The organism is Rhodococcus sp. YH1, from assembly GCF_009939605.1.
GTDB lineage: Bacteria > Actinomycetota > Actinomycetes > Mycobacteriales > Mycobacteriaceae > Rhodococcus > Rhodococcus aetherivorans.
The window spans coordinates 20,282-45,216 of record NZ_WVTE01000216.1; the positions used below are offsets into that span (position 1 = coordinate 20,282).

22 protein-coding genes are annotated in these 24,935 nt (G+C 72.6%); 9 read left to right on the plus strand and 13 right to left on the minus strand.

All coding sequences use genetic code 11. The annotated features are described in order from the left end of the window. The first annotated feature begins 73 nt into the window (after positions 1–73). Positions 74–1,291, plus strand: a complete 1,218-nt coding sequence (locus tag AIIKEEIJ_RS16755; protein WP_161996189.1) for a flavin-containing monooxygenase — start codon at positions 74–76, stop codon at positions 1,289–1,291. On the opposite strand, the gene AIIKEEIJ_RS16760 is transcribed toward AIIKEEIJ_RS16755, so the two are convergent. From AIIKEEIJ_RS16760 to AIIKEEIJ_RS16785, 6 genes are all read right to left on the minus strand, one after another. Then, a complete protein-coding gene (locus AIIKEEIJ_RS16760) occupies positions 1,236–1,601 on the minus strand; it encodes a type II toxin-antitoxin system death-on-curing family toxin (RefSeq protein ID WP_043799206.1) in 366 nt (121 codons plus the stop codon). The genes AIIKEEIJ_RS16755 and AIIKEEIJ_RS16760 overlap by 56 nt on opposite strands. Further along, positions 1,598–1,801 (minus strand): hypothetical protein, encoded by a 204-nt coding sequence (locus AIIKEEIJ_RS16765; RefSeq protein WP_006948033.1) that lies wholly within the window; start codon positions 1,799–1,801, stop codon positions 1,598–1,600. The genes AIIKEEIJ_RS16760 and AIIKEEIJ_RS16765 overlap by 4 nt, the downstream gene beginning before the upstream one ends. A gap of 24 nt (positions 1,802–1,825) precedes the next feature. Continuing rightward, the gene (gene recD, locus AIIKEEIJ_RS16770) at positions 1,826–3,709 is read right to left on the minus strand and encodes an exodeoxyribonuclease V subunit alpha (RefSeq protein WP_029542275.1); all 1,884 of its coding nucleotides are present in this window, start codon (positions 3,707–3,709) and stop codon (positions 1,826–1,828) included. After that, entirely contained in the window at positions 3,706–7,002 is a 3,297-nt protein-coding gene (locus AIIKEEIJ_RS16775) for a UvrD-helicase domain-containing protein (RefSeq protein WP_029542274.1), read from the minus strand. Before AIIKEEIJ_RS16775 ends, recD begins: the two co-directional genes overlap by 4 nt. Beyond that, the gene (recC, locus tag AIIKEEIJ_RS16780) at positions 6,999–10,295 is read right to left on the minus strand and encodes an exodeoxyribonuclease V subunit gamma (RefSeq protein ID WP_029542272.1); all 3,297 of its coding nucleotides are present in this window, start codon (positions 10,293–10,295) and stop codon (positions 6,999–7,001) included. The genes AIIKEEIJ_RS16775 and recC overlap by 4 nt, the downstream gene beginning before the upstream one ends. Before the next feature lie 114 nt (positions 10,296–10,409). Next, positions 10,410–10,907 carry a DUF2505 domain-containing protein gene (locus AIIKEEIJ_RS16785; protein WP_006948023.1) on the minus strand — a complete coding sequence of 166 codons (498 nt, stop codon included), beginning with the start codon at positions 10,905–10,907 and terminating at the stop codon, positions 10,410–10,412. A 66-nt stretch (positions 10,908–10,973) separates the two neighbouring features. On the opposite strand from AIIKEEIJ_RS16785, the gene AIIKEEIJ_RS16790 reads away from it, so the two are divergent. Then, positions 10,974–11,306, plus strand: a complete 333-nt coding sequence (locus AIIKEEIJ_RS16790; RefSeq protein WP_043799194.1) for an ArsR/SmtB family transcription factor — start codon at positions 10,974–10,976, stop codon at positions 11,304–11,306. Beyond that, positions 11,303–11,785: an SRPBCC family protein gene (locus AIIKEEIJ_RS16795; RefSeq protein WP_006948019.1), complete on the plus strand. Its 483-nt coding sequence runs from the start codon at positions 11,303–11,305 to the stop codon at positions 11,783–11,785. The genes AIIKEEIJ_RS16790 and AIIKEEIJ_RS16795 overlap by 4 nt, the downstream gene beginning before the upstream one ends. Positions 11,786–11,873: 88 nt before the next feature. On the opposite strand, the gene AIIKEEIJ_RS16800 is transcribed toward AIIKEEIJ_RS16795, so the two are convergent. Further along, positions 11,874–12,074, minus strand: coding sequence for a hypothetical protein (locus AIIKEEIJ_RS16800; RefSeq protein ID WP_260502470.1), 201 nt, complete (start codon positions 12,072–12,074; stop codon positions 11,874–11,876). Between the two features lie 220 nt (positions 12,075–12,294). Here AIIKEEIJ_RS16800 and AIIKEEIJ_RS16805 point away from each other — a divergent pair, with 220 nt between their 5' ends. Together AIIKEEIJ_RS16805 and AIIKEEIJ_RS16810 are read left to right on the plus strand one after the other, a co-directional pair. Beyond that, positions 12,295–13,950 carry a DUF7800 domain-containing protein gene (locus AIIKEEIJ_RS16805; RefSeq protein WP_161996190.1) on the plus strand — a complete coding sequence of 552 codons (1,656 nt, stop codon included), beginning with the start codon at positions 12,295–12,297 and terminating at the stop codon, positions 13,948–13,950. Between the two features lie 25 nt (positions 13,951–13,975). Then, complete coding sequence (locus tag AIIKEEIJ_RS16810) at positions 13,976–15,643, plus strand: FAD-linked oxidase C-terminal domain-containing protein (RefSeq protein ID WP_161996191.1); 1,668 nt, start codon at positions 13,976–13,978, stop codon at positions 15,641–15,643. On the opposite strand, the gene AIIKEEIJ_RS16815 is transcribed toward AIIKEEIJ_RS16810, so the two are convergent. From AIIKEEIJ_RS16815 to AIIKEEIJ_RS16825, 3 genes are all read right to left on the minus strand, one after another. Beyond that, complete coding sequence (locus tag AIIKEEIJ_RS16815; RefSeq protein WP_050034834.1) at positions 15,630–16,853, minus strand: EAL domain-containing protein; 1,224 nt, start codon at positions 16,851–16,853, stop codon at positions 15,630–15,632. The two genes, AIIKEEIJ_RS16810 and AIIKEEIJ_RS16815, sit on opposite strands and share 14 nt — an antisense overlap. A gap of 88 nt (positions 16,854–16,941) precedes the next feature. After that, complete coding sequence (locus tag AIIKEEIJ_RS16820; protein ID WP_006948005.1) at positions 16,942–17,139, minus strand: hypothetical protein; 198 nt, start codon at positions 17,137–17,139, stop codon at positions 16,942–16,944. Between the two features lie 301 nt (positions 17,140–17,440). Continuing rightward, positions 17,441–17,980 (minus strand): nitroreductase family deazaflavin-dependent oxidoreductase, encoded by a 540-nt coding sequence (locus AIIKEEIJ_RS16825; RefSeq protein ID WP_231385873.1) that lies wholly within the window; start codon positions 17,978–17,980, stop codon positions 17,441–17,443. A gap of 242 nt (positions 17,981–18,222) precedes the next feature. Here AIIKEEIJ_RS16825 and AIIKEEIJ_RS16830 point away from each other — a divergent pair, with 242 nt between their 5' ends. The 3 genes from AIIKEEIJ_RS16830 to AIIKEEIJ_RS16840 all read left to right on the plus strand — a co-directional run bounded on the left by AIIKEEIJ_RS16830 (position 18,223) and on the right by AIIKEEIJ_RS16840 (position 21,250). After that, on the plus strand, positions 18,223–18,852 hold the full coding sequence (locus tag AIIKEEIJ_RS16830) for a class I SAM-dependent methyltransferase (RefSeq protein ID WP_029542256.1): 630 nt from the start codon (positions 18,223–18,225) through the stop codon (positions 18,850–18,852). 155 nt (positions 18,853–19,007) lie between these two features. Beyond that, positions 19,008–19,970 carry a ferritin-like domain-containing protein gene (locus AIIKEEIJ_RS16835; RefSeq protein WP_161996193.1) on the plus strand — a complete coding sequence of 321 codons (963 nt, stop codon included), beginning with the start codon at positions 19,008–19,010 and terminating at the stop codon, positions 19,968–19,970. 302 nt (positions 19,971–20,272) lie between these two features. Continuing rightward, positions 20,273–21,250, plus strand: a complete 978-nt coding sequence (locus AIIKEEIJ_RS16840; protein ID WP_161996194.1) for a pseudouridine synthase — start codon at positions 20,273–20,275, stop codon at positions 21,248–21,250. A 224-nt stretch (positions 21,251–21,474) separates the two neighbouring features. On the opposite strand, the gene ychF is transcribed toward AIIKEEIJ_RS16840, so the two are convergent. Genes ychF through AIIKEEIJ_RS16855 form a run of 3 tightly spaced genes read right to left on the minus strand, consistent with a single transcriptional unit; the run spans position 21,475 to position 23,621 of the window. Beyond that, positions 21,475–22,554, minus strand: a complete 1,080-nt coding sequence (ychF, locus tag AIIKEEIJ_RS16845; protein WP_006934885.1) for a redox-regulated ATPase YchF — start codon at positions 22,552–22,554, stop codon at positions 21,475–21,477. A 12-nt stretch (positions 22,555–22,566) separates the two neighbouring features. Then, positions 22,567–23,175 carry a methyltransferase domain-containing protein gene (locus AIIKEEIJ_RS16850; RefSeq protein WP_202917145.1) on the minus strand — a complete coding sequence of 203 codons (609 nt, stop codon included), beginning with the start codon at positions 23,173–23,175 and terminating at the stop codon, positions 22,567–22,569. A gap of 29 nt (positions 23,176–23,204) precedes the next feature. After that, complete coding sequence (locus AIIKEEIJ_RS16855; protein WP_029542247.1) at positions 23,205–23,621, minus strand: hypothetical protein; 417 nt, start codon at positions 23,619–23,621, stop codon at positions 23,205–23,207. A gap of 127 nt (positions 23,622–23,748) precedes the next feature. Between AIIKEEIJ_RS16855 and AIIKEEIJ_RS16860 the strand changes: the two genes are divergently transcribed. Further along, complete coding sequence (locus tag AIIKEEIJ_RS16860; protein WP_029542245.1) at positions 23,749–24,927, plus strand: AI-2E family transporter; 1,179 nt, start codon at positions 23,749–23,751, stop codon at positions 24,925–24,927. Positions 24,928–24,935 lie beyond the last annotated feature (8 nt).

Here is a 24,935-nt window from a genome sequence, read left to right on the forward strand (position 1 = left end):
AGTTCGCCCGACGCGGCCGATGCCGGCGGCGCCTAACGTCGTCCGTCCAGACCCCTCGAGCCAGGAGTTCCCCATGACCACCGACAGTGCACCCCGACTGATCGACACCGTCGTGATCGGCGCGGGCCAGGCGGGTCTGTCCGCCGGCTACCACCTCGCCCGGCGCGGCCGCTCTTTCCTGATCGTCGACGCGAACCGGCGGATCGGCGACAACTGGCGCAGCCACTGGGATTCGCTGCGCCTGTACAGCCCCGCCGGATACGACGGCCTGCCCGGCATGCCGTTCCCCGGCGATCCGCACCGGTTTCCGACGAAGGACGACGTCGCAAACTATCTCGAGGCATACGCCGCGCGGTTCGATCTCCCCGTCGCGGGCGGCACCCGGGTGCGTCGGCTCTCACGCGACGGCGACCGCTTCCTCCTCGACTGCGGCGAGATGCGGATCGAGGCCGGCAACGTCGTCGTCGCGACCGGCACGTTCGGCCGCACCCCAAGCATCCCGGAATTCGCGGCGGAGCTGGACCCGCGGATCGTGCAGCTGCACTCGAGCGAATACCGTAATCCGACGCAGCTGATCGACGGCCCGGTGCTCGTGGTGGGCGCCTCCCACTCCGGCGGCGACCTCGCCTACGAGGTGGCGACGTCCCATCCGACGATCCTGTGCGGCCGCGACACCGGGCAGCTCCCGGTGCGGATCGAGAGCCGCCGGATGCGGGTGCTCTTCCCGGTCCTGTGGTTCGTGTGGGGCCACGTGCTCTCCGTCCGCACCCCGCTCGGCCGGAAGGTGCGTGAACACGAACGCCGGCACGGCGCACCGCTGTTGCGGGTCAAGCGGGAGGATCTCGCCGAGCTCGGCGTCGAACGGATCACCGAACGGGTCACCGGGGTCGTCGACGGCCGTCCGGTCCTCGCCGGCGGGCGCGTCCTCGACGTGACGAACGTGTTGTGGTGCACCGGTTTCCGCCAGGTTTACGACTGGATCGACCTGCCGGTGCTCGGCCCGGACGGCTGGCCGCTCGAGGAGCACGGGGTGGTGACCGACATCCCCGGCCTGTACTTCACCGGGCTGTGCTTCCAGTCGTCGTTCCGCTCGATGCTCGTGGGCGGGGCCGGCGCGGACGCCGGGCACGTCGTCCGGCACCTGGTCGAGCACCGCGCGCCCGTCCCCGCTGGGGTTCCGACCCGATTCGGCGCTCCGGCGCACGGCCGTTCATACGGCTCGTCGGGGACCTACGCTACGTCCAGCCGGCGAGTGTCTCGGCTGCTGCCCGGTAGTCGATCGTCCCGGTAGAGACGGCGATCACCAGGTCGTACGCGTCGTCATCCGGCGCGTCGAGATCGAGCCCGTTGAGGCCGTAGAAGACGAACACCGCCATCCACGAGAGCCGCGTGTTGCCGTCGACCAGAGGATGGTTCCGCGCGATCGATTCGAGCAGCACCGCGGCCTTCTCGTGGATCGACGGATAGGCATCACGCCCGAAAAGCGAGGAGCGAGGTCGGTGCGCAGCCGAATCCAGGAGACCGAGATCGCGAATGTGCGGCACTCCCAGATCCGCCGCAAGCGCGAGCAGATCCTCGAGTTCCAGGTACTCGACGTTCACTGAGCCAATCGGTCGAGCAGCGCAGCGTATCGCTCCCGGCCGTCACGGGACAACGCCTGCACCCGCGTGTCCCGCACGCGCCGCGCCGCCGCCTCCGTGATGGCACGCACCGTCGCCTCGTGCTTACTCACACCGTCGGCCTCCGCCAACAGCGCAAGTGCTCGCTCCTGCTCTTCGGTCAACCGGAGTGTCATGGCCATGAGTCCGATGCTACCACTTTGGTATCACCGGACGGCTCGAGGGCCCGGCAGCTGCCGGCGCAGGCCGCTGGCTCGCAGCACCCGACGCTCGACCCCGGCGCGGACGGCTTCCTCGGTGCCGATCAGGCGCACGTGACCGCGCGCCCGGGTGATCGCGGTGTACAGCAATTCGCGGGTCAACAAAGAGGATTCGGGTGGGGGCAGGATCACCGAGACCGTGCCGTACTGGCTGCCCTGGCTGCGGTGGATCGTCATCGCGTATACGGTCTGCACGGCCGACAGCTGGCTCGGGTGGAGCCGGAACGGCTCCTTGCCGCGCGCGAACGCCGCGACGGGTTCGCCGTCGGCGGCGACGACCACGACGCCGGTGTCGCCGTTGTAGATGCGGGTCTCGTGGTCGTTGGCGGTGACGAGCAGCGGCTGACCCGGGTACCAGCGCTCGGCGTCGAGCCGCCGGCCGGTGTCGGTGGCGATCCACTCCATCGCCCGCCGCGCCCACCACTGCACCCCGTACGGTCCCTCGCGGTGTGCGCACAGCAGGCGGTGCGTCTCGAACTGCTCGAGCGCAGTCACGGCGTCGCCCGCGACGGCGGCGGCGGTGACGGTCGCGGCGGTGGTGACGACGTCGTGCCGCAGGGCCTCCAGGTCGTTCGGCGCGTGGAAGGACACCTCGGTGCCACCGCCCTCGAGAATCCGCATCACCGCGTCGGCGTCGCCCTCCCGCACGGCGACGGCCAGGTGTGCGATGTCGCCACCGAACCGCCGGCCGCGGCTGAGCCGGATCACGCCGCCGCGCAGCCGGTTCCGTTCCCCCGGCGAGAGCGCCGCCTCGGCGGGGTCGTCGCCGGCGTCGAGGTCGGGTCCGACGACGCGGCCGAGAACGGGGTTTCCCGCGGCGGTGACGGGACGGGCGACGAGGTCGGCCAGGACGGCGCCGGCGTCGACGGAGGTCAGCTGGTCGGGGTCGCCCACCAGGATCAGGCGGGTGCCGGGGCGGACGGCCTCGAGCAGCCGGCACATCATGGTCAGCGACACCATCGACGTCTCGTCGACGACCACGACGTCGTAGGGCAGGTGGTTGCCGGCGTGGTAGCGATACCGGGTGCGGCCGCGCTGCCAGCCGAGCATGCGGTGCAGGGTCATCGCGGACAGGTCGGCGCGCAGGCCCAGCGGCTCGGCCTGCTCGCGGACGGATTCCTGCAGCCGGGCCGCGGCCTTGCCGGTGGGCGCGGCCAATCCGATGCGCAGGGCGGGGCCGTGCAGCGTGGTCAGGAGCGCCAGGATCCGGGCGACGGTGTGGGTCTTGCCGGTGCCCGGCCCGCCGGCGATGACCGTGGTCCACCCGGTGGCGGCCAGCGCCGCGGCGATGCGCTGCCGATCCGGTGCGGCGGCCGGGCGGCCGGGGTCGTGCTGGTCCCGGAACAGCTCCCGCAGCCCCCGCTCGAGCGTCTGCTCGTCGACGACGGGATGACCGAGCCCGCGGGCGTCGAGGATCTGCCGGACCGTCTCCTCCTGACGGAAGTAGCGCTCGAGGTACAGCAGCGGGCCGTCGGCGGTGTCCACCAGGCGCAGCGGGCGCAGCGGGCCGCGGTCGCCGCCGACGACGAGCGGACTGCGGCGCAACCCGGCGACGACGGCGTCGTCGTCCGGCCACGGCAGCGCCGCGAGATCCACCTCTGCGGCCTCGTCGACGGTGACCTCCCGCAACCGGGTCAGGTCCAGGCACACCGAACCGGCACGCACGGCGCGCACGGCCAACGCGGTCGCGAGGTGCACGTCCTCGGCGGTCTCCCCGGACAGCTGGGCCAGCCGCAGCGCGACGTGCACGTCGGCGGCCGCGAGCACCCCGGCCTCGTTGAAGACCCGCAGGGCCCCCTTGCCACGCTGGGCCACCTGGGCGTTCGTCACGGGACCTCCTTGCCTGCCAGCAGGTCGGACAGTTCGGCGACGAGGGCGGGCGGCGGCGCCCAGTCGAACACGCCGCAGCCCGCGGGGGTGTCCGGGCCGACCATGCCGCGCACGAACAGGTACTGCACGCCGCCGAGGTGCACGGCCGGGTCGTACCCGGGCAGCCGCCACCGCAGATACCGGTGCAGGGCAACGGCATACAGCAGCGCCTGCATCGGGTAGTGGGCGCGCAGCATCTCCTCGGCCATCCGGTCCCGGGTGTAGTGGGCGGTGGTGAGCTCCTCCGGCCCGAGCCGGTTCGTCTTGTAGTCGACGATCACGAATCGCGGCTCGGTGCCGTGGATCCGCAGGACCGAATCGATGCTGCCGGTGAGGTAGCCGCGCAGCGGGGTCGGCTCGAGGATGCCCACGAGATCGGCGTAGGACGCGAACGGGTCGCCGGCGGGCAGGTGGGCACGCAGCAGCCGGGCGACACCGTCGAGGGTGACGGTGGTGGCGACGGGGTCGTCACCCCCGGCGAGGGGCAGCTCGAAGTCGAGTTCGGCGAGCCGGTCGGCGGGAGCGATGTCGGCGAGCGTGCCCGCGCCCCCGGCGAGCGGGGTGCGCAGGACCGGCAGCAGGGCCTCGGCCAGCTCCTCGGGGTCGACGTCGGAGAATTGTTCGGCGACGGTGTCGCGGCAACAGCGCAGCAGTTCCGCCCCGAGGTCGGCGGCCGCGGTGTCGACGACCTCGAGCACCGCGTGCACGAGGGTGCCGAACACGGCCCCGCCGGGCAGCGGGTTCATCGGGGACGCGATGCCGTCGTCCGCCGCGTCGGCCGGCAGCAGCGGGGGTTCCTCGGGTTCGTCGGTCTTCGCGGGCTGTTCGGCCTCGGCGCCCGCGCCGGGCCCCTCGTGGGCAGCGGCGGTGAGGGCGGTGTAGGAGGTGCGCCGCCAGGCGTCGTCGAGCTCGCGGTCGAAGCGGGCGGCCTCGAGTTCCACGACGGTCTCGTGCGGCCGCACCCACGTGACGGCGGGGATCGGCGCCGATCCGACGGCCTCGACGGACGCCGTGCCTGCGGCCCGGCCGGCCCACCCGGTCAGCTGCTGCGCCACGATCGGGTCCTCGGGCACGCGCGCCTTGTGGGCGATCTCGGAGGTGCCCGGCACGCGGCCGAAGAGCATGCGGTGCAGCGGGGCACCGGAGGTGCTGTACCCCGGAGCCCACCACAGCACCAGGTGACAGCGGGCGCGGGTCAGCGCGACGTAGAGCAGGCGCAGTTCCTCGCCGGCCACCTCCTCGTCGTGGCGCCGGCGGCGCTCGCCGTAGCCCGCGCTGCCCTCGCCGCCGACGTCGAGGACGCGGCGGCCGTCGTCGTCGTGGAGCAGGAGCCGGTCGGGTTTCGACCGGACGCCCGACTCCCACGCGAACGGCACGTACACGACGGGGAATTCGAGGCCCTTGCTGGCGTGGACGGTGAGCACCTGCACCGCGGCGGCGTCGCTGTCGAGGCGGCGGCTGCGGTCGGCGCGGGCCGTGCCCGCCTCGGCGATCCGTTCCGTCAGCCAGCGGGTCAGCGCCGTGACACCCAGCGCCTCGGCCGACGCGGTCTCGTCGAGCAGTTGCGCGAGGTGCCGCAGATCGGTCAGTTCCCGCTCGCCGCCCGGCCATCCCAGCAGCCGCGGTTCGAGGTCGCAGAACGCGGCGAGGCGCTCGAAGAGCGCGGCGAAGCCGGACCGCTCGAACACGACGTCCAGTTCGCGCAGCAGGGTGCCGATCGCGGCGACGAGTTCGTCGCCCCGGGTATCGACGTCCTCGGCGGTGCGGCCCATCAGCGAGGTCAGAGCGGCCAACCGCACCCGGTCGGGGCGGTGCGGCTGTTCGAGCGCCTGCAGCACCCGCAGCCATTCCCGCGCGGCCGGGGTCGCGAAGACACTCGTCCCGCCGGCCAGCACGGCCGGGATCCCGGCACCGGTGAGCGCCCCGTGGACGAGGGCGACCTGCGCATTGGTGCGCACCAGGACCGCGACGTCGCCGGGTTCGACGGGCCGGCGGCCGGCCCCGAGGTCGACGGTGACGTCGCCACCGAGCAGGGCCGCGACGTCGGCCGCGACGTCGCGTGCCACCCGTTCCTGCAGCGCCTGGGCCTTCGGGAAACCGGAGGCGCCGCACGGGCCGGCCCCGGTCCGCGGCAGGTGCCGCAGCCGCAGCGGCGCTGCCCCGGCGATCCGGGACGCCGGCTGCGCCGCCTCCACCGGGTGCGCGACGATCCGCGGATCACCCAGGGCCGCACCGCCGTACAGATGGTCGAGGGCGGCGAGCAGGTTCCCGTCGCTGCGCCAGTTGCAGACGAGTTCCTGGTGGCCGTCGGCGAACTCCATCGCGCCGAGGTAGCTCAGCACCTCGGCGCCGCGGAACGCGTAGATGGCCTGCTTCGGGTCGCCGACGAGGACGAGGGTCGTGCGGCGGTGGAACGCGCTGCGCAGGATCTCCCACTGCAGCGGGTCGGTGTCCTGGAACTCGTCGACGAGCACGACGCGGAAGCGGGAGCCGATGCGGCGGCACGCGGCCTCGCCGTGCTCCGGGTCGGTCAGCACCGCGTGCAGCAGCGCGAGCTGGTCGTCGTAGTCCCGCAGGCCCGCGAGGCGCTTGCGCCGGTCGACCTCGGCCCGCACGGCCCGGGCGAACTCGACACGTTCCCCGGCGGGCGTGCCGTCGGCGCCCTCGGGGGCGAGGGCGGCCTGGGGGTCGAAGACCGCGGCGCGCGCGGCCTCCGCGGCCTCGGCATGCGAGATCGGTGCCCTGTCCGCCCGCCCGTACCGGCGCAGGTACAGGTCCGCGATGACCTCGATGGTCAGGTCGTCGACGTCCTCGACGAGCACCGCGTCGGTGTCCCGCTCGCCGGCGGTACCGAGCTCGTCGAGCATGCGCTGGCAGAATCCGTGCGTGGTGGCGATGGTGGCGGCGTCGAAGTCGGACAGGGCCCGCAGCAGCCGGCGCCGGTGCGTGGCCACGTCGCCGCCGGCGAGGTGCCGGATCAGCTCGTCGGGGTGGTGCCGCGCGGCCTCCGGGTCGGCCAGCGCCCGCGCGACGCCGGCGAACCGGTCCCGGGTGCGTTCGCGCAGTTCCTGCGTCGCGGCGCGGCTGAACGTCACCAGCAGCAGCTGCGACAGCTCCGCCGCCCCCTCGGCGACGAACCGGGTGGCCAGGCCGACGATGGCGTAGGTCTTGCCGGTTCCCGCGCTGGCCTCGAGCACGGTGGTGCCCGTCGGGAGCGCCCCGAGCAGGTCGAACTTCGACACGGTTCGGGTCACGGACGCCCCTGGATCTCGTTGGACAGCAACGGCTCCCACAGGCGCCGCGCGAGGGCGCCGAACCGGGTGGGCTCGCCGTGCCACGCCTGCTCGTCGTCGCGGGCGGCGACGGCGGTCAGGTCCCGCAGCGTCACGCCGGAGCCGTACAGGTAGGCGATGTGCCGGTCGGTGCGTTCGCCGTAGGTGGAGCCGAACTCCTGGGCGGCGGCGTCGACGCCCATCTCGACGGAGTCGCCGCGGTGTCGCCGCTCGGCGTACTCCGCGGCGGCGGCGGTGGCCGTCGGCAGCGGCTCGTGCAGCCCGCGGTCGCGCAGGTCCACGAGCCGGGCGAGCTGCTCGAGCGCGTCGGCGGGGGCGTTGATCGTGGACCGCCAGGCCGGGGTGCTGCGGAACCGGCCGCGGCCGGTGGTGATCGCCTGCCACTGCCCCGGCCGGTCCGACGCGGCGACGGCGAGCAGGTGCACCCAGGCGGTGAGGCGGTGCTTCGGCGCCAGCCGGGAGAAGGTGCTGCGGGCGACGACGGTGCCGTGGACCCCGCCGACCGTGCCGGTCAGCCGCCGGCCGTCGCCGAGGTCGACGTTCACGTCGACGGTGTCGGCCGGTCCCGTGTAGATCGGCCGGCACACCGCCACCAGGGCGTCCACGGTGCCGGCGACGTCGTCGAGCGCGAGCTCGCCGAGCCGGTACGGCGGCAGTGTCCCGCGCCGCCATTCGGCGGCCCGGAAGTCCGCGGGGTCCGTGCCGGCGAGCAGCGCCTCGAGCATGCGGTCGCCGAGGTCCCACCGGGCGAGCGGGTCGAGCCCGATGTCGAGGGCGTCCGCGATGTCCTCGTCCCGGTCGGGCACCCGCACCCCGAGCCGCTGCCGCAGGAACGCCTGGGTGGGGTGGGTGACGAACGCGACGAGGTCGGCGAGGTCGACGTCGGTGCGCGCGACGGGCGCGAGCGGACGGTGCAGCAGCCCGGGCCGGTGCCTCGCCGGATGCTGCGCGGCGCGCGCCCCGGCGAGTGCGGCCCGGTCGAAGCTCAGCGGGCGGCCGGGCCGGAAGTTGCGCGGATCGAACGGCTGCAGCGGATGCCGGGTGACGACCTCGGCCATGCCCTCGGGTCCGACCATCGTCTCGACCACATCGCGCAGCTCGCTGAGCGGGATCGCCGGTGGCCGGCGGGCGCCGGTGACCGGGTCCGCACCGGTGTAGAACAGCAGTAGCGTTTCCCCCGCCGACATGACGGCGTCGAGCAGCAACTGCCGGTCCTCGCTGCGCGGATCACGTTCTCCCAGACAGGGGTTCAATGCCAGCACGTCGTCACCGTCGATGTGCGCGGCGCGGGGGAAGACCTCGTCGTCGAGGCCGAGCAGGACCACGACCCGGTGCGGCACCGACCGCATCGGCACCATCGTGCACACGGTCAGTTCACCGGTGCGGAAGTTCGCGCGCGTCGGCCGCCCCGCGAGCCGGGCCGCCAGCATGGCCCGCACGTCGGCGAGCCGCAGCGGCGCCGGCCCGGCGTGCTCGACGGCGGCCGCGAGTTCGCGGTGCGCCTGGGCGAGCTGCCAGGCGTCGGCGGGCTCGACGTCGGTCAGCAGGTCCAGTGCGCGGGCGAGGGCGGCGGCCCACTGCGCGGCCGGTTGCGGACCGCGCAGGCCGTGCAGCGCCACCGTCAGCCGGTCGATGTACTCGGCGAACCGTCCGGTCAGGTCGATGTCGTTGCTCTCGACGTCGTCGAGCGGGAGGGTGAGCCCGAGCCACTCGCTCTGCGACTCGTCGGCGGCCGCACCGAGCAGGATCCGGTCCAGTGCCGTGCCGAAGGTGTTCTGCGGGAAGTCCCCGAGCCCGAAGGCGTTTCGCTGTCCCTTGCCGATGCCCCATCGGGCGCCGGCGGCGGCGGTCCACTCCTGCAGCCGTTCGAGGTCGTCGTCGACGAGGCCGAACCGCCGGCGCACCGGCGCGGCGGCGGCGAGGTCGAGGACCTCGCTGGCGGTCACCCGCGCGTCGGCGAGGTCCACGAGCGTCGACACGACCGCCAGCACCGGGTTGGTGCGGCGCAGGCCCCGATCGGCCAGACGCACCCGCAACCGGTGCCCGGGGTGTCCGGAAGCGTCGCGCTGGGCGAGGGCGCCCTGACCGAAGGCGGCCTGCACGAGCGGCGCGTAGGTCTCCACGTCCGGGCACATGACGACCACGTCGCGCGGTTCGAGACCCGGATCGTCCGCGAACAGGTGCAGCAGGCACTCGCGCAGCACCTCGACCTGCCGGGCCGGGCCGTGACAGGCGTGGATGCGGATCGTGCCGTCGGCGACCGCGGAGCGGGCCGGGGGCCGGTCGGCGCGGAGGTCGTCCTGCAGCCGGCCGAGGAGGGTGTCGGGGCCGGGCCGGCCGGTGTGGTGCACGTCGGCGACTCCGGGGCCGGCCAGGTGCGCGCGCAGTTCGCGCACGTCACGGGCCAGGCTCGCCAGGAGGGGGTGTTGCACCGCGAGGGCGCTGCGGTCGTCGGCGCGCCGGCGCACCGGCTCCGCGGCCGCCTGCCCCTCCCACATGGCCGGGCTGGGGTGCGGAATCCACAGGTGCACATCGCGGTTCGCGGCGATCGCGGACAGCACGGCGCACTGGGCGACGGTGAGCCGGGTGGGTCCGAACAGCGACAGCCGCGACGGCCAGTCCACGAGCGCGGGCTCGGCGCGCAACCGCGCGCAGGCGGCGGTGAGCCGCTCGGCGGGACTGTCGTCGCCGATGCGCTCGCGCAGCCGCCGCCACAGCCGTGCCTGCCACCCGAGGTGGTCGGCGAGGCCGTGGCCGGTGCCGTCCGTGTCGCGTCCGGCGGCCCAGTCGACGAGCATCTCCGGGCGCTGCGTGGAGTAGCTGCGGAACAGGCCGGCCAGGTGGGCGGCGGTGGCGTAGCGACGGCCGGCGCGGTGATCGACGCCGTCGCGGCCGAGATGCCGGGCGAGGACGGTGCACCACGATTCGTCGAGGCAGTCGTCGACGACGTCGAGCAGCGTCCACAGCATCCGGTCGGGATGCCACGGGTCGTCCTCCGCCGCCCGGCCGGTGGCGGCGGCCAGTGCCTCGTCCACCAGCCGTGCCGGCGACGGGTGGTCGATGTTGGCGGCGACGCCGTCGCCGCAGGTACCCCCGAGCACCGTCGACAGCCGCTGGGTCAGCCACCGCTCAACCCCCTTGGCGGGGACGGCGACGAGCTCGCGGGCGAACGGGTCGGCGAGGGGCACGGCGAGCAGGTCGGCGAGGGCGGCCGCCAGGGTGTCGGCGCGCTCGGCGCGGTGCAGCGTCAGCACGCAGGTCCCCTCGTCGCTCGGTGTGTTCCGGTCCTCCACCGGCTTATCACACCGCGGTGACAGGGCTCGCCGCCGCGGCGGTGCAGCAGGCGCGGCGCGGGCGGTCGCGGCAGGTCAGCGCGACAGCCACGCCGCGATCGCGATCCGATCGTTCTCGACGATCTGCAGGACCATCCCGTGCACCATCGACTCGATCCGGCCCCCGAGGAGCGGGACCCGGACCACGACCTGCCCCTGTACGTCGATGAACGTGCCGCCGGTCTCGCTCACCCGCAGCCGCGAGCGTCCCTCGAGGGCGACGGGCAGGCCGGTGGCGCCTCCGGACATCCGCCCCTCGGCGGCCTCGCCCATCAGCGGACCCCATTCGTCCGTGCGCTCGATGACCAGCGGGCCGCGCAGCATCCCGCGCACGATCGACGGCAGCTCCGAGGGTTCGGACCGGTCCGTGACGGTCACGCGCAGGGTGCCCGGACCGTGCGGTTCCTCGACCACCGCGGTGGCGCTCGCCCGGTCCGCCACCCGGTCGAGCCAGTACCGCTCGTCGATCAGGGCCGCGTGCACGTCCCGGACGTGGTGGTCCAGCTCGGTGGTGAAGGCGAAGGACTTCGGCATGAGCTGCACATTATCGGCCCGCCCGGACCGTTGACAGGGCTCCGCCCCGATGCAACACTGAACCTAATGGTTCAGTATTCGAGTCTCGATGCCACGTTCGCGGCGTTGTCGGACCCCACCCGGCGCGGGATCCTCCAGGACCTGCGTGCCGGACCGGCCTCGATCAGCGACCTGGCCGCCCGGTACCGGATGACGCCGACCGGGATCACCAAACACGTCCGGCTACTCGAGGAGGCAGGTCTCGTCGTCACCGAGAAGAAGGGCCGGGTGCGCTACTGCCGGCTCGGCACCAACCCGCTCGAGCGGGAGGCGGACTGGATCCGCAACCACCAGCAGATGATCGAGGGCCGCATGGACCGCCTCGCGGAGTTCCTCGACCGAACGAAAGGAACGTCATGACCACCACGAATCCCTCTGCTCCGCTTGCCGTTACGACGCCCAGCGAGCGCGAGATCCGGGTCGAGCGCGTCTTCGACGCCGACCGCGACCGCGTGTGGGCCGCCTACACCGAGCCCGAACTGCTCGCCCAGTGGTGGGGCCGGGGCAACCGGCTCGACGTCGAACGCTACGAGTTCGAACGGGGTGGACACTGGCGGTTCGTCGAGCACAGCGACGGCGAAACCCACGGGTTCGAAGGGCGATTCCGGGAGATCGCGCCCAAGGACCGCATCGTGCAGTCCTTCGAATGGGACGGGATGCCGGCATACGTCGCCATCGACACCGCGACGTTCGAGGACCTCGGCGACGGCCGCACCCGCGTGGTCACCGTCTCGCAGTTCCACACGCCCGAGGAACGCGACGGCATGCTGAACTCCGGCATGGCCGAGGGTCTCGGCCAGAGCTACGACGCGCTGGACGCGCTGCTCGCCCGGATGTGACCGCCGTCCGGGCTCAGCGCCTCCCCGCGGTGCGGGGCTCAGCGCCTCCCCGCGGTGCGGGGCTCAGCGCCTCCCCGCGGTGCGGGGCTCAGCGCCCGGAGGCGGTGTCGCCCTCCTCGTCGACCTCGTCGGACCCCGTGTCGACGAGGTCGGCGAACGCCGTGCCCGACACCGTCCCCCCGGTCCCGGGCAGCGTCACCGTCGGCCGGGCCCCCGGCTCGTACCGGCGCTGCATCTCCTCCGCCTGTTCCTTCGCGCGGCGCTTCGTGTCCTCGTCGATGTTCTCCAGCGGATCCTCGGGCCTGTGCTCGGTACTCAACGGTTTCGCTCCGATCCCCTCGCGGTGCACCTGGCCGCCGGTCGCCCGGCACCCCTCACGATCCTCCGCATCGGCGCCCGGCACCACCCCCGCCGACGAATCGGCCGAGCTGGGCCGCGGAGACCCCGCGGACCAGTAGGCTCGTGCGCATGGCTGTATCGCCGATCCGAACCCCGAGGTAGGTGGCGCCATGGCAGAGCTCATCCTGGGCCCGGTCCTTCGGCACGTCGGTCGCAGCGACGCCACCGTGTGGGTGGAGACGTCGGACCCGTGCACCGTCGAGATTCTCGGCCACCGGGAGCGCACCTGGACCGTGGCCGGCCACCACTACGCACTGGTGGTGATCGAGGACCTCGAGCCCGGCTCGACCACTCCGTACGAGGTCCGCCTCGACGGCGATCCGGTCTGGCCGCACCCCGACTTCCCCGCGTCCGTCGTCCGCACCCTCAGCGACGGCGGGCCGCTCGAACTGGCCTTCGGATCGTGCCGGTTCGCCACCACGTCCGCCACCGAGAACGACGACAAGCTCGGCGCCGACGCCCTCGACGCATACGCGCAGCGCATGATGACCCGGACCCCGGACCGGTGGCCCGACGCGCTGCTGCTCCTCGGCGACCAGGTCTACGCCGACGAACTGTCCGAACAGACCCTCGAGCGGGTCCGCGAACGCCACGACCTCGACGAGCCTCCCGGCCCGCAGGTCCGCAACTACGAGGAGTACACCTGGCTCTACGCCGAGTCGTGGTCCGATCCGCACGTGCGGTGGCTGCTGTCCACCGTCCCCACGTCGATGATCTTCGACGACCACGACGTGCACGACGACTGGAACACCTCGCAGTCCTGGCGCGACGAGGTCGAGGCCACCTCGTGGTGGGAGGAACGCATCGTCGGCGGGCTGGCGTCGTACTGGGTGTACCAGCACCTCGGCAACCTCGACCCCGTCCAACTGGCGGAGAACGCGCTGTACCAGCGCGTCCGGAAGGCAGACGGGGACGCCGAGCCGCTGCTGCGCGAGTTCGCATCGGCCGCGGACGAGGAGGCCGACGGCGCGAAGGGCGCCCAGTGGTCCTACCGGCGCGACCTCGGGAGGGTGCGACTGCTCGTGATCGACTCGCGGTGCGGGCGGGTCCTGTCCGGCGGCCGGCGGGAGATGGTCTCGGACCCGGAGTTCTCCTGGATCGAGCGGCAGACCCAGGGCGACTACGACCACCTGCTCGTCGGGACGTCGCTGCCGTGGCTGCTGCCGCGGGCGCTGCACGACCTCGAATCCTGGGACGAGCGGCTCGCCGCCGGGGTGCGCGGGAATCGGGTCGCCCGCTGGGCGGAGACCGTCCGTCGCGGCGCGGATCTCGAGCACTGGGCGGCGTTCCGCGACTCGTTCGACCGGCTCGCCCGGCTCTTCGCCGACATCGGCCGGGGCCGTTGCACCGGACCGTCCGGCCGTCCCCCCGCGACGATCTGCGTGCTCTCGGGCGACGTGCACCACGCCTACGTCGCGCAGGCGCGGTTCCCGGATCCGATGCAGACCCGGGTGTACCAGCTGACCTGCTCGCCGCTGCACAACTACGTGCCCGCCGCGGTCCGGGCGGTGTTCCGCATCTCCTGGAGCCGGGCGATGGAACGGACCGTGCGCTTCGCGCTCGGGCGCGTGTCGGAGGTGCCGCCGGTGCCGATCGAGTGGACCAAGGCGACGGGACCGTTCTTCGGCAATCAGATCGCGACGCTGCGCCTGGCCGGCCGCGCCGCGCATCTGGTGCTGGAACGGGCCGGCCGGGTCCCGCACGGTCCCATCGGCTTCACCACCACCGCCGACCTCGTGCTGTCGACGCCGGGCGAGACCACGTGACCCTGCGGACCGCGAGGCGGGTCCGGTGACGGGATCCGGCACGCGTTCCTGGTGGGGCTGGGGCACGGTCGAGGACGCGGTGCGCGGCGCCGAGCTGCGGGACCTGGTCGACCGTGCCTCGGCCCTGCTGCCCGGCGCCGACCTCACGGACCACCCGCCGCCCGACGTGCCGTCGCTCGGACTGCCGCCCCCGCGGATCGTTCCACCGGATTCCCTTGCGGCGCTGTGCTCCTCCGACCCGACGGACCGGGCCGCCCACACCCACGGGCGCGCGTTCCGGGATGTGGTCCGGAACCTGCTCGGCGACCTGCGCCATCCGCCCGACCTCGTCGTGCGGCCGACCGTCGAGGGCGAGATCGTGGACGTCCTGGACTGGTGTGCCCGGGTGCACGTCGCCGTGATTCCGTTCGGCGGCGGCACGTCCGTCGTCGGCGGTGTCGAGCCGCGGCTCGACGGCGACTTCTCCGGTGCGGTGAGCCTGGATCTCGGTGCCCTCGAAGGAGTTCGGGAGATCGACCGCACGAGCCGGGCGGCCCGCATCGGGGCGGGCACCCTGGGTCCCGCGCTCGAAGACGAACTGCGCCCGTCCGGTCTGACGCTGCGCCACTTCCCGCAGTCGTTCGAGTTCTCCACGCTGGGAGGCTGGCTGGCCACGCGTTCGGGAGGCCACTTCGCGACCGGATACACCCACATCGACGACCTGGTGGAGTCGATGCGGGTCGTCACCCCGGCGGGCACGTGCGAGTCGCGTCGCCTGCCCGGCTCGGGAGCGGGACCGTCGCCGGATCGCCTGTTCCTCGGTTCGGAGGGGGTCCTCGGTGTCGTCACCGAGGCCTGGATGCGGCTGCATCCGCGCCCCCGGTGGCGGGCGGACGCGTCGGTGCACTTCACCGACTACGGAGCGGCGGTGGCGGCGACCCGCGCCGTCGCCCAGTCCGGTCTCCGGCCCGCCAACTGCCGGTTGCTGGACCCCGTCGAGGCGTTCGTCAACGCGGCCACGCCGTCGGGGGGCGGTGTCCTCCTGCTCGCCTTCGAGTCGGCCGATCATCCCGTGGACGCCTGGATGGACCGCGCCGTCGAACTGTGCCGCGGGCACGGCGGCACCCTGCCGGAAGCGCCGCGGCGCACCGCGCCGGAGGCGCCGCGGCGCACCGGCTCGGCCGGCGACGAGAGGGACACGGACGCCGCGGGCAGGTGGCGGTCGTCGTTCCTGCGCATGCCGTACCTGCGCGACGCCCTCGCCGCGCGGTCGATGATCGTCGAGACCTTCGAAACCGCCTGCACGTGGGACACATTCGATTCTCTTCGGGCGGCGGTGCACGACGCCGCGAACGACGCGATGCGCCGGGCGGGCGCGACGGGGGTGATCGCGTGCCGATTCAGCCACGTGTACCCGGACGGCCCCGCACCCTACTTCGGCATCTACGCCGCGGGCCGGTGGGGCAGCACGGTGGCCCAGTGGGACGACATCAAGGCCGCCGTGTCGGAGGCGATCCTCGCTGCGGGCGGCACGATCACCCATCACCACGCGATCGGCCGGGATCACCGGCCCTGGTACGACCGTCAACGCCCCGAGCCGTTCGCGGCGGTCCTGCGGGCGGCCAAGTCGGCTCTCGACCCGGCGGGCATCCTGAACCCGGGGGTCCTGATCGGCCCGGTGGCATCCGCGCCGGACGGCCCTACGTCGTCGTGAACCGGTCCATGATCGAGCGGGCGCAGCGCACCACGGTGTCGCGGTCGTACGAGACGACGTAGTCGAACTCGCGGTCGAGGTCGGCGGTGCCGCGATGCAGGTCCACGGCCGACAGCACGCACGCGAAGTGCGGGCCGAGGACGACGACGTTCCACTCCTCGACGAGCTGGTCGTCCGGGTCGAGCGGCGCGTGGTGGATGCCCGCCTCCGCGTAGTGCCCGAGGCCCACGCCGTACACCCCGGCGTACGCGATCCGGTCCGCCATGTACTGCCACCGCGCGCGGGTGCGCTCACCGAAGTGCCGGGCGTACTGGAAGGTGCCGAGCACGATGGTCTCCGGGCCCGCGGCGCCGGCCTGCTTCTCGAGATTCGTGCTCATCGCGACCAGGAGGCGCTTGAGGCTGCGCACGGGCCGGCGCCCCACCGAGGCGATCGCGAACGGGGTGCGCGCCTCCTCCGGGCGGACGCTGCGGACGGGTGCGGGCGGGAAGGGGTCGATCCCCTCCTCGTCGAGTTGTTCCGGGGTGTCGACGGCGGGGTACAGCGCGCCGAGGCCGTACGTGGCCCCGAGCCCCAGGGCCCGTCGCCGGCACAGTTCCGAGTCGACGCCGTCCGCGATCACGAGCGCGCCCGTCCGCTCGACCTGGGCGGCCACGGCGTGCGCGGTACGGGCGGTGTCCGTGTCCGCACGATGGGCCAGCAGCCGCGCCGCGAGGATGATCACGTCCGGTTCGACGAGCGGCAACAGGGCCAGGGACTGCGGACGCGACCCGACCTCGTCGACCGCGACGACCTTGCCGCTGCGGCGGGCATCGGCCACCGCGCGCAGCGTCCGCGACGGGTTGGCCGTCAGGGACTCCTCCGTGATCACTACGACGTCGCGCCGCAATCCCTCCGAATCGGGAACGTCGAGGCTCTCGACCGACTCGAGGTCCATCGCCACCAGCGCGGGTACGTTCCGGACCGGCCTCGACTGCGCGACCGACCACTTGAGCCGGTCGAGGTGCCACTTCTCGCTCATGGTCCGCGCCGCGACCCGCAGGGCCTCCGCGGTGGCGAGCGGCCCGTCCGCGGGGCCGCGCAACTGGACCTCCACCGCCGCGAGCGCGCCCGAGTCCAGCCGGCGCACCGGCGCGTAGGACGGCGTCACCTGCAGGCCCGCGGCCTCGGGATCCGCGTGCCGGGTGGGGTCGGAGAGGACGAACACCATGACCCCAGCGTCGCATGCGCGACCCGCTGCGCAAAGGCCGGTGCGGGCGACGGGCCCGGTCCCGACCTTCCCCAGCCGGGACCGGAGATCACACGACGGCGACCAGCACCGCGGCCAGCCCGCCGACGAGCAGCACCACCGAGATCCCGATCAGGAACGACCCGGCGATCGACGCCGCCACCAGTCCCCCACCGAGGCCGAAGAGCGTCAACAGAATCCACCCGACCCCGGGGCTCTCGACGAGCGGGGCGGCCCGCTCGGAGGACGCGGTTCGCTCGGAGGACACGGTTCGCTCGGAGGACACGGTGGGGGATGCCGGTCTGGTCGCCATGGTCACGTCCCAACCTCGTGCGCACCGCACAGTCGTCGCCCGACCGTTGCTGCTGATGCTCCTGAGCCTGACGTGCTCGAGCATGCCCCCCTACGGTGACATTCCCACCCCTGCCGACATCACCGAACGGCAACAAACAGTCACGAATGAATAACAGACCCGGGAGGGTCTGCCTCGGATCCGGCGCCTCTCCGGGGGCGCCCCGGTTCCGGTGAGGTTCGGTTCCGGAGAGGTTCGGTGCCGGAAGAGGTTCGGTTCAGCCCTCGGACGTCCCGCACGGGGCGAGTTCGAACACCGGGTGGCGGTCGGCCTCGGCCGCGAATTCCTCCGGGGAGGCATTCTTGTCGGCCTGGAAGTAGTCCCGGGTCGCGGATGCGATGGCCACGTACTTCTGCAGGACGGGTCCGGCCTCCCGCGCCGACACCTCCCGGATCGTGTAGTGACGGGTGCGGAACCTGCGGGTCAGGCCGATGCGGCCGGAAGCGCGCGCGTTGAGCACCCAGGGCACCACACCGTAGGGCGCTACCAGCCAACGTCGGCCCGCATGCTCGACGACCGTGACCGGGTTGGCGCGCTTCCGGCCGGTGCGACGACCCCGGGTGGTCAGCAGGTACGAGTGCGGGACGACGCCGGCCCGGACCAGCGCGCTCATCAGGGCGTTCTCCAGGCGATGAGCCCGGCCCCTGCGATACCGGCGGATCGGCCGCGCCGCGCCGGGGCGGTTCCCGGCGCCGGGCCCCTCGTCCGGAACCGGACGGTCGGGCTGGGCAGGGGAATTCACATCGCGGGAACTCACATCGCGCTCCTTTGCGCCGGAGATCGGGCGAGCAGGGTGCACGACTCCCACCACGGCCGCCGTCGTCGGATTCGTCCCACCGGAGATTTGCCCCCGGGCGCGGAAATGTCAACCTGCCCGAGACAGGTCGGTGACCGGGCATCGGGCGGGCGGGCATCGGCGGGCCGACGCCCCGGGTGCCTAAGGTGGGCCGCACAGGTGACCGCGGCGTGCCGCGCGGTCGAATCGAGGAGGAACCGACGATGAGTGCACGTACTCCCAGCGATCGCACCCCCAGCCAGTGGGAGGAGATCACCGCTGCCGATCCCGCGCACTCCACGTGGTACGTGGAGCGTTTCCGGTCGATGGCGGCGGAGGGCAAGGACATCGTCGGGGAGGCACGCCTGGTCGACGCGATGCTCGGCCGCGGCGGACGGGTCCTCGACGCGGGGTGCGGACCGGGCCGGCTCGGTGGCTATCTGCACGATGCCGGTCACGTGGTGGTCGGCGTCGATGTCGATCCGGTGCTGATTGCCGCCGCGGAGGAGGACCATCCCGGCCCGACCTGGCTCGTCGGTGATCTCGCCGAGCTGGATCTGCCGGCCCGCGGGGTCGCGGCCGACTTCGACGTCATCGTCTGCGCGGGCAACGTGATGACGTTCCTGGCGCCGTCCACCCGGGGCGCGGTACTGGCGGGATTCGCCCGTCATCTCGCGCCCACCGGCCGGGCGGTCGTGGGGTTCGGGGCCAACCGGGGCTACGAGTTCCCGCAGTTCCTCGCCGACGCCGCGGCCAACGGTCTCGTGGTGGACCTGAAGCTCTCGACCTGGGATCTGCGCCCGTTCACCGACGAGTCCGAGTTCCTGGTGGCGGTGATGTCGCGCGCGGACTGATCGCCGGCGTCGGGGCCAGACCAGCAGGACCCGATCACATCCCGCTGAATGTGTCCTCCCTCACATCGTGTTACCCGTCGGTAGGAGCCGGGTAGCCGAATCGTGTCACGTCGGTGAGCCCCATCGATGACATCGACCGAAGGAGCGAACGCACGATGACCAAGACCGACACCGCTACGTTGCTCACACAGCTGCGAGCACTGCTCGACCTGACCAACACCGAGATCCAGGTCGCCGAGACCCGCATTCCCCAGGCCCGCACCGACGCGGTCCGCCGCGAACTGACCGAGAACGCCGCCAACGGCCGGGCCCGCGCCGAAGCCATCGAGCGCACCATCCGCGAGCTGGGCGGCCTGCCCGACGTCATCGGCCCGTTCGTCGGCCGCGCCGCCGCCGCGGTGAAGGCCATGGCCGAACAGGCCCAGCCGTTCGACGAGGCACTGCTGGGCGACCTCGCGCTCGAGCACCAGCTACTCGACCGCGCCCGCTACCTCAAGGCCCTCGCCACGGCGGCCCAGGCCCCCGCGGTCGTCGGCCTGGCCGACCGGCTGATCACCGCCCACAGCGCGACCGTGGAGTGGCTGACCACCGTCCTGGCCGAGGATGCGCTCGGCGGACCCGCCGCGCTGCGGCGCACCCCGCTGCAGGCCGCCGCGGGCGCCGCGGTCCGCATCGTCAACCTGCCCGTGACGTGGTCCGCGCGCGGTATCGACCGCGCGATCGACGCCACCCGCTCGACGCGGCCCGCCCTCGGCGCGCTGTTGGCGCGCGGCGCCCACGCCGGCGACGTCGCCACGAAGACCCTGACGGCCAGCCGGGACGCCGCGCTCGAGACCGCCGAACGGGTCACCCGCCGCGAAGGTGCGGACGGGACCGCCCGGGCGATCCACACGGCCCGCAGTGCAACCGGGATCCTCACTGCCGAGGAACTCCCGATCCCCGACTACGACAACCTCAACGTCTCCCAGGCGGTCGCCGCCGTCAAGGAACTTACCGAACCAGCCGACGTGCGCGCGATCGTCGCGTACGAGGAGGCCCACAAGAACCGGCACGGCGTCGTGTCGGCCGCCCAGACCCGCCTGGCCGCCATCGCCCAGGAGGTCGTCGGGCTCCACTGATCACACGCCCCAGGAGATCGCCGGGTTCCGCGCCGCGGGGCCCGGCGGTCGCTTGTGAGCCGGGCAGTCCCGCGCGGGCGGGAATCTCCCCCGGTCCCCATTGCGTACGTGGATGATTCGACGCACCGCGCGACCGGCTGCGAATCCCGGTGCCGGAAGGGATCAACCACGAACCACAGGACCCCCGGGCACCCTCGTCCCGGAAGCATCCGGTTTCGGACGTCGGCGGCACACCGAGGAATCTGCCGCCTCACCCCACGTCTCGTCGCGACCCGCGGCGGGACGAGACGGCAGGCGGTGGGATGATGACGGGCGTGCCGATGCCCTCACCGCTCCCCGTCAAGAACGGGGTCGGACCGACGCGCCTGCGCGTCCCGACGTCCGGTCCGTGGGCAACGATCGCCGCGTACGTCGTCGCGAGGTTCGACCACCTGGACGCCGACGACCTGTACCGGCGGTTCGACGCCGGCGAGATCGTGGGCTCCGACGGCAGTGCGATCGGTCGCGGCACCGCGCTGGGCGCGCATCGGTTCGTCTGGTACTACCGCGATCTGCCGGTGGAGGAACCGATGCCGTTCCACGAGGAGATCCTGCATGTCGACAACGACCTCGTCGTGATCGACAAGCCGCACTTCCTCCCGACCACTCCGGGCGGACGATACCTGCGCGAGTCCGCGCTCGTCCGGTTGCGGACCCGCCTCGACAACCCGGACCTGACGCCGATCCATCGACTCGACCGAGCGACCGCCGGCCTGGTGATGTTCTCGGCCCGTCCCGCGACGCGCGGCGCATACCAGTCGCTGTTCGAAAAGCGGCGGGTCGTGAAGGTTTACGAGGCGGTGTCGGCGCGACCACCCGGGTGGGACCCGGACGCACCGGCGCTTGCCGGGCGCGCCCTGCCCATCGTCTACCGCAACCACATCGAGGCGCGGCGCGGGGAGTTACGGGTGGTCGTCGACAACTTCCGTGAGCCCAACGCCGAGACGGTGGTCGATGTGAGTGGGACCGGCGTGAGCGCCTCCGGACGTGCTGTGCTGCACACGGTTCTGCGTCCACACACCGGACGGATGCACCAGTTGCGGGTGCATCTGGCAGCGCTCGGCGCCGGGATCCTGGGCGACCGTTGGTATCCCGACCTGCTGCCCGAGGCCCCGGACGATCATTCCCTCCCACTCCAATTGCTCGCGCGGGAACTGGAGTTCAGCGATCCGCTGTCGGGGACGCCGCGAAGGTTCGTCACCCGCCGGACGCTGAGCGAGGCACCCGTGCCGGGGCGCTGAGCGCCGCGCGTGCGCGGCCGGGTGACGTCGCGCTCGGCAACCCGGTGGACGCGACGGCCGAGGTCGCCGCCCGGATCGAGCAGTGGCGACGCGAGCAGAAGCGGTCGGCGCGGCGCCTCGCCCTCGCGCCGGCCGCGGCATCGGGCACATCCACCGCATCGTCACCGACACCGGTTCGTGAGCAAACGCCGAGCCGGTGCCGCCAACGTCGTGGCCTCTTACATCTAGACGTTGAAGCGGAACTCCACGACGTCGCCGTCCGCCATCACGTAGTCCTTGCCCTCCATGCGGACCTTGCCCCGGGCCTTCGCCTCGGCCATCGACCCGGCCGAGTCGAGGTCCTCGAAGGAGACGACCTCGGCCTTGATGAAGCCCCGCTCGAAGTCGGAGTGGATGACGCCGGCGGCCTGCGGTGCGGTCGCACCCTGCGGGATGGTCCATGCACGAGCCTCTTTCGGCCCGGCGGTGAGGTAGGTCTGCAGGCCGAGAGTGTGGAAGCCGACGCGGGCGAGCGAGTGCAGGCCCGGCTCGGTCTGGCCGATGGACTCGAGGAGCTCCTGGGCCTCGTCGGGCTCGAGTTCGATCAGCTCGGATTCGACCTTCGCGTCGAGGAACACACAGTCGGCCGGGGCGACGGCCGCGCGGAGCTCCTGCTGCTTCGCCTCGTCGGTGAGCACCGCCTCGTCGGCGTTGAACACGTACAGGAACGGCTTGGTCGTCATGAGGTTCAGCTCGCGCAGCAGGCCGAAGTCGAGCGAGTCCTTCGCCGCGAACAGGGTCTTCCCCTCGTTGAGCACGCCCTGGGCCTTGACGGCCTCGTCGAACTGCGGCTTGAGTTCCTTGTTCTTCTTCGCCTCCTTCTCGAGGCGTGGCAGGGCCTTCTCCAGGGTCTGCAGGTCGGCGAGGATCAGCTCCGTCTCGATGATCTCGATGTCCGCGAGCGGATCGACGCGGCCGTCGACATGGACGACGTCGTCGTCGGCGAACACCCGCACGACCTGGCAGATGGCCTCGGCCTCCCGGATGTTGGCGAGGAACTTGTTGCCGAGCCCGGCACCCTCGGAGGCGCCCTTGACGATGCCGGCGATGTCGACGAACGACACGGTCGCGGGCAGGATCCGCTGCGACCCGAAGATCTCGGCGAGCCGCTCCAGCCGCGGATCCGGCAGTTCGACGACGCCGACGTTCGGCTCGATGGTGGCGAACGGGTAGTTCGCGGCAAGCACTTCGTTCTTGGTCAGCGCGTTGAACAGCGTCGACTTTCCGACGTTGGGAAGACCGACGATTCCGAGGGTTAGGCTCACGGAATCGATATTCTACGTGGTCGCGGTCGCGCCCCTTCCATCCCCACGGCGTGCGACGGCCACCAGCCACTCGGCGTCGTCGTGCCACGGCCGCAGGTCCCAGGTGGCGAAGCGGTGCTCGAGGCTCAGGCCGGCGGCCGCGAGGTCGGCGGCGAACTGCGACGGGCGGTATGCCGCGCCGGTGGTGAAGCCGGCGACGAACACCCCACCGGGACGCAGATGCGTGGCGATCCGCTCGAGCACGGTCCGCTCCGAACCGGGCGCGAGGAACACCATCACGTTGCCGGCCGAGACCACCGCGTCGAACCGCTCGCCCGGCAGATCCAGCTGTGCCAGGTCGGCGAGATGCACGGTCAGCTCCGGGTGCGCCCGGGCCTCCTCCACGAGCACCGGGTCGAGGTCGACGGCGGTCACGCTGTGGCCACGCCGGGCCAGCTCGAGCCCGACACGGCCGGTGCCGCAGCCGGCGTCGAGGATCCGCGCGCCGCGCGGAACGAGCACGTCGACCAATCGGGCCTCCCCGTGCAGATCCGTCCCCGCATGGGCGAGCTCGGCGAACCGCTCGATGTAGGCCCGGGAATCCCCGGCACTGCGCTCGGACTGCCATCGCGTCGCGGACATGGGCCCGATGCTAGCCCGGGCCGCGGGCGTCAGCAGGCGACGCGGACGAGCTGCGAGATCCGGCCGGCCTGCTCCTCGGTGGGAGCGGTGTCCCCGTTCTGTGCCAGCTCACCGACCTTCGCGATCACCTCCTGATCGCTCGCGCCGGAGTCGATCAGCGGACACGTCTCGATGACGATCGCCTCGATGGAGGCGTCGTCGCGGTCGGCGGCGAGGTTGGGATAGCCCGTGCGGAACGCGGCGACGAACGTCGCGAGCTTCGCCTCGTCGAAGGCGCCGCGCGCCCGCTCGGCCACGCTCGACGCGGCGGAGGCGAGGCTCGAGGCCGCCCCGCCAAGCGTCGTGCGCGCCGCATCGGATTCGTTCGACGCGTCGTCACCGGAACTGCAGGACACGAGCACGACGGCCGCGGCACCCGCGGCCAGCACGGCGGTGAGCTTCCTCATGATCAGAGCCTGCCACGATCCGGGTGTTCGCGCCGGTGAACCGCCCCGCGGGGCGCGGTTCCCGTAGATTGCAGACGAGCCCGATCCACGTCGTCGAGAGCATCGGAAGGACCGTCCGTTGAGCGATGTGCAGAGCACCGAGCGGAAGCCACCGGCACCGAAACCGGACCGCACCACGCTGATCGCCTCCGGCGGGTTGACGCTGGCGAAGTGGTCGGCGGCGTTGGTGGTGATCGCGGCGGGCGCACTGGTCATCGGCTGGATCATCGAGAAGATGTGGGTGATCGTCCTGCCCGTGGCGCTGGCGATCGTCATCGCCACGATGCTGTGGCCGCCCACCCGCGGCATGATGAAGCGCGGCGTGCCGCCGGCGGCCGCGGCGGGCCTGACCCTGTTCCTGTTCTTCGCGATTCTCGGCGGCATCATCGCCGGCATCGTCCCGTCGGTGGTGGCGCAGGCGCCGGAGCTTGCGAACAAGACCACCGACGGCATCAACAAGGTGCTCGACTGGGTGCAGGGCCCCCCGGTCAATCTGAAGGACGAGCAGCTCGAGAACGCGACGCAGGTGGTGATCGACAAGGTCCAGGAGAGCGGCGCGACCATCGCCAGCGGCGTGTTCACCGGTGTCAGCACGGCCGGTTCCCTGCTGGTGACGATCGGTCTGGTCCTCGTCCTGGTGTTCTTCTTCATCAAGGACGGCCCGCGGTTCATCCCGTGGGTGCACGCCGTCGGCGGCGGTCGCGCCGGCCGGCACCTCGAGGAGGTGCTGATCCGGATGTGGAACACCCTCGGCGGTTTCATCCGCACCCAGGCGCTCGTCAGCTTCATCGACGCGTTCTTCATCGGCCTGGGGTTGGTCATCCTCGGAGTGCCCCTCGCGCCCGTGCTGGCGATCCTCACCTTCATCGGCGGGTTCATCCCGATCGTGGGTGCCTTCGTCGCCGGAGCGCTCGCCGTCCTCGTGGCGCTGGTCGCGAACGGTCTGACCACCGCGATCATCGTTCTCGTCATCATCATCGCGGTGCAGCAGCTCGAGGGGAACGTGCTGCAGCCCGTGCTGCAGTCACGCAGCATGCACTTGCACGCGGTGGTGGTGCTGCTCGCCGTCACCGCCGGGACGTCGCTGTTCGGGATCATCGGCGCGTTCCTCGCCGTCCCCGTCGCGGCCGTCGCCGCGGTGGTGCTGCGCTACGTCGGCGAGCAGATCGACGAACGCAGCGCCACGCCGGAGGAGCCCGAAACTGCCGGGGAGGAGACCCCGGCGCTGCCGCCGGGACCGGCGGCAGCCGAGCCGGGCCCGGCCTGATCGGCGGG

Excerpts from the sequence above, each read along its gene's own strand:
- AIIKEEIJ_RS16755 (WP_161996189.1), top strand. The coding sequence starts at position 74 with ATGACCACCGACAGTGCACCCCGACTGATCGACACCGTCGTGATCGGC.
- AIIKEEIJ_RS16765 (WP_006948033.1), bottom strand. The coding sequence starts at position 1,801 with ATGGCCATGACACTCCGGTTGACCGAAGAGCAGGAGCGAGCACTTGCG.
- AIIKEEIJ_RS16785 (WP_006948023.1), bottom strand. The coding sequence starts at position 10,907 with ATGCCGAAGTCCTTCGCCTTCACCACCGAGCTGGACCACCACGTCCGG.
- AIIKEEIJ_RS16790 (WP_043799194.1), top strand. The coding sequence starts at position 10,974 with ATGGTTCAGTATTCGAGTCTCGATGCCACGTTCGCGGCGTTGTCGGAC.
- AIIKEEIJ_RS16795 (WP_006948019.1), top strand. The coding sequence starts at position 11,303 with ATGACCACCACGAATCCCTCTGCTCCGCTTGCCGTTACGACGCCCAGC.
- AIIKEEIJ_RS16805 (WP_161996190.1), top strand. The coding sequence starts at position 12,295 with ATGGCAGAGCTCATCCTGGGCCCGGTCCTTCGGCACGTCGGTCGCAGC.
- AIIKEEIJ_RS16815 (WP_050034834.1), bottom strand. The coding sequence starts at position 16,853 with ATGGTGTTCGTCCTCTCCGACCCCACCCGGCACGCGGATCCCGAGGCC.
- AIIKEEIJ_RS16830 (WP_029542256.1), top strand. The coding sequence starts at position 18,223 with ATGAGTGCACGTACTCCCAGCGATCGCACCCCCAGCCAGTGGGAGGAG.
- AIIKEEIJ_RS16835 (WP_161996193.1), top strand. The coding sequence starts at position 19,008 with ATGACCAAGACCGACACCGCTACGTTGCTCACACAGCTGCGAGCACTG.
- AIIKEEIJ_RS16840 (WP_161996194.1), top strand. The coding sequence starts at position 20,273 with ATGATGACGGGCGTGCCGATGCCCTCACCGCTCCCCGTCAAGAACGGG.
- AIIKEEIJ_RS16850 (WP_202917145.1), bottom strand. The coding sequence starts at position 23,175 with ATGTCCGCGACGCGATGGCAGTCCGAGCGCAGTGCCGGGGATTCCCGG.
- AIIKEEIJ_RS16855 (WP_029542247.1), bottom strand. The coding sequence starts at position 23,621 with ATGAGGAAGCTCACCGCCGTGCTGGCCGCGGGTGCCGCGGCCGTCGTG.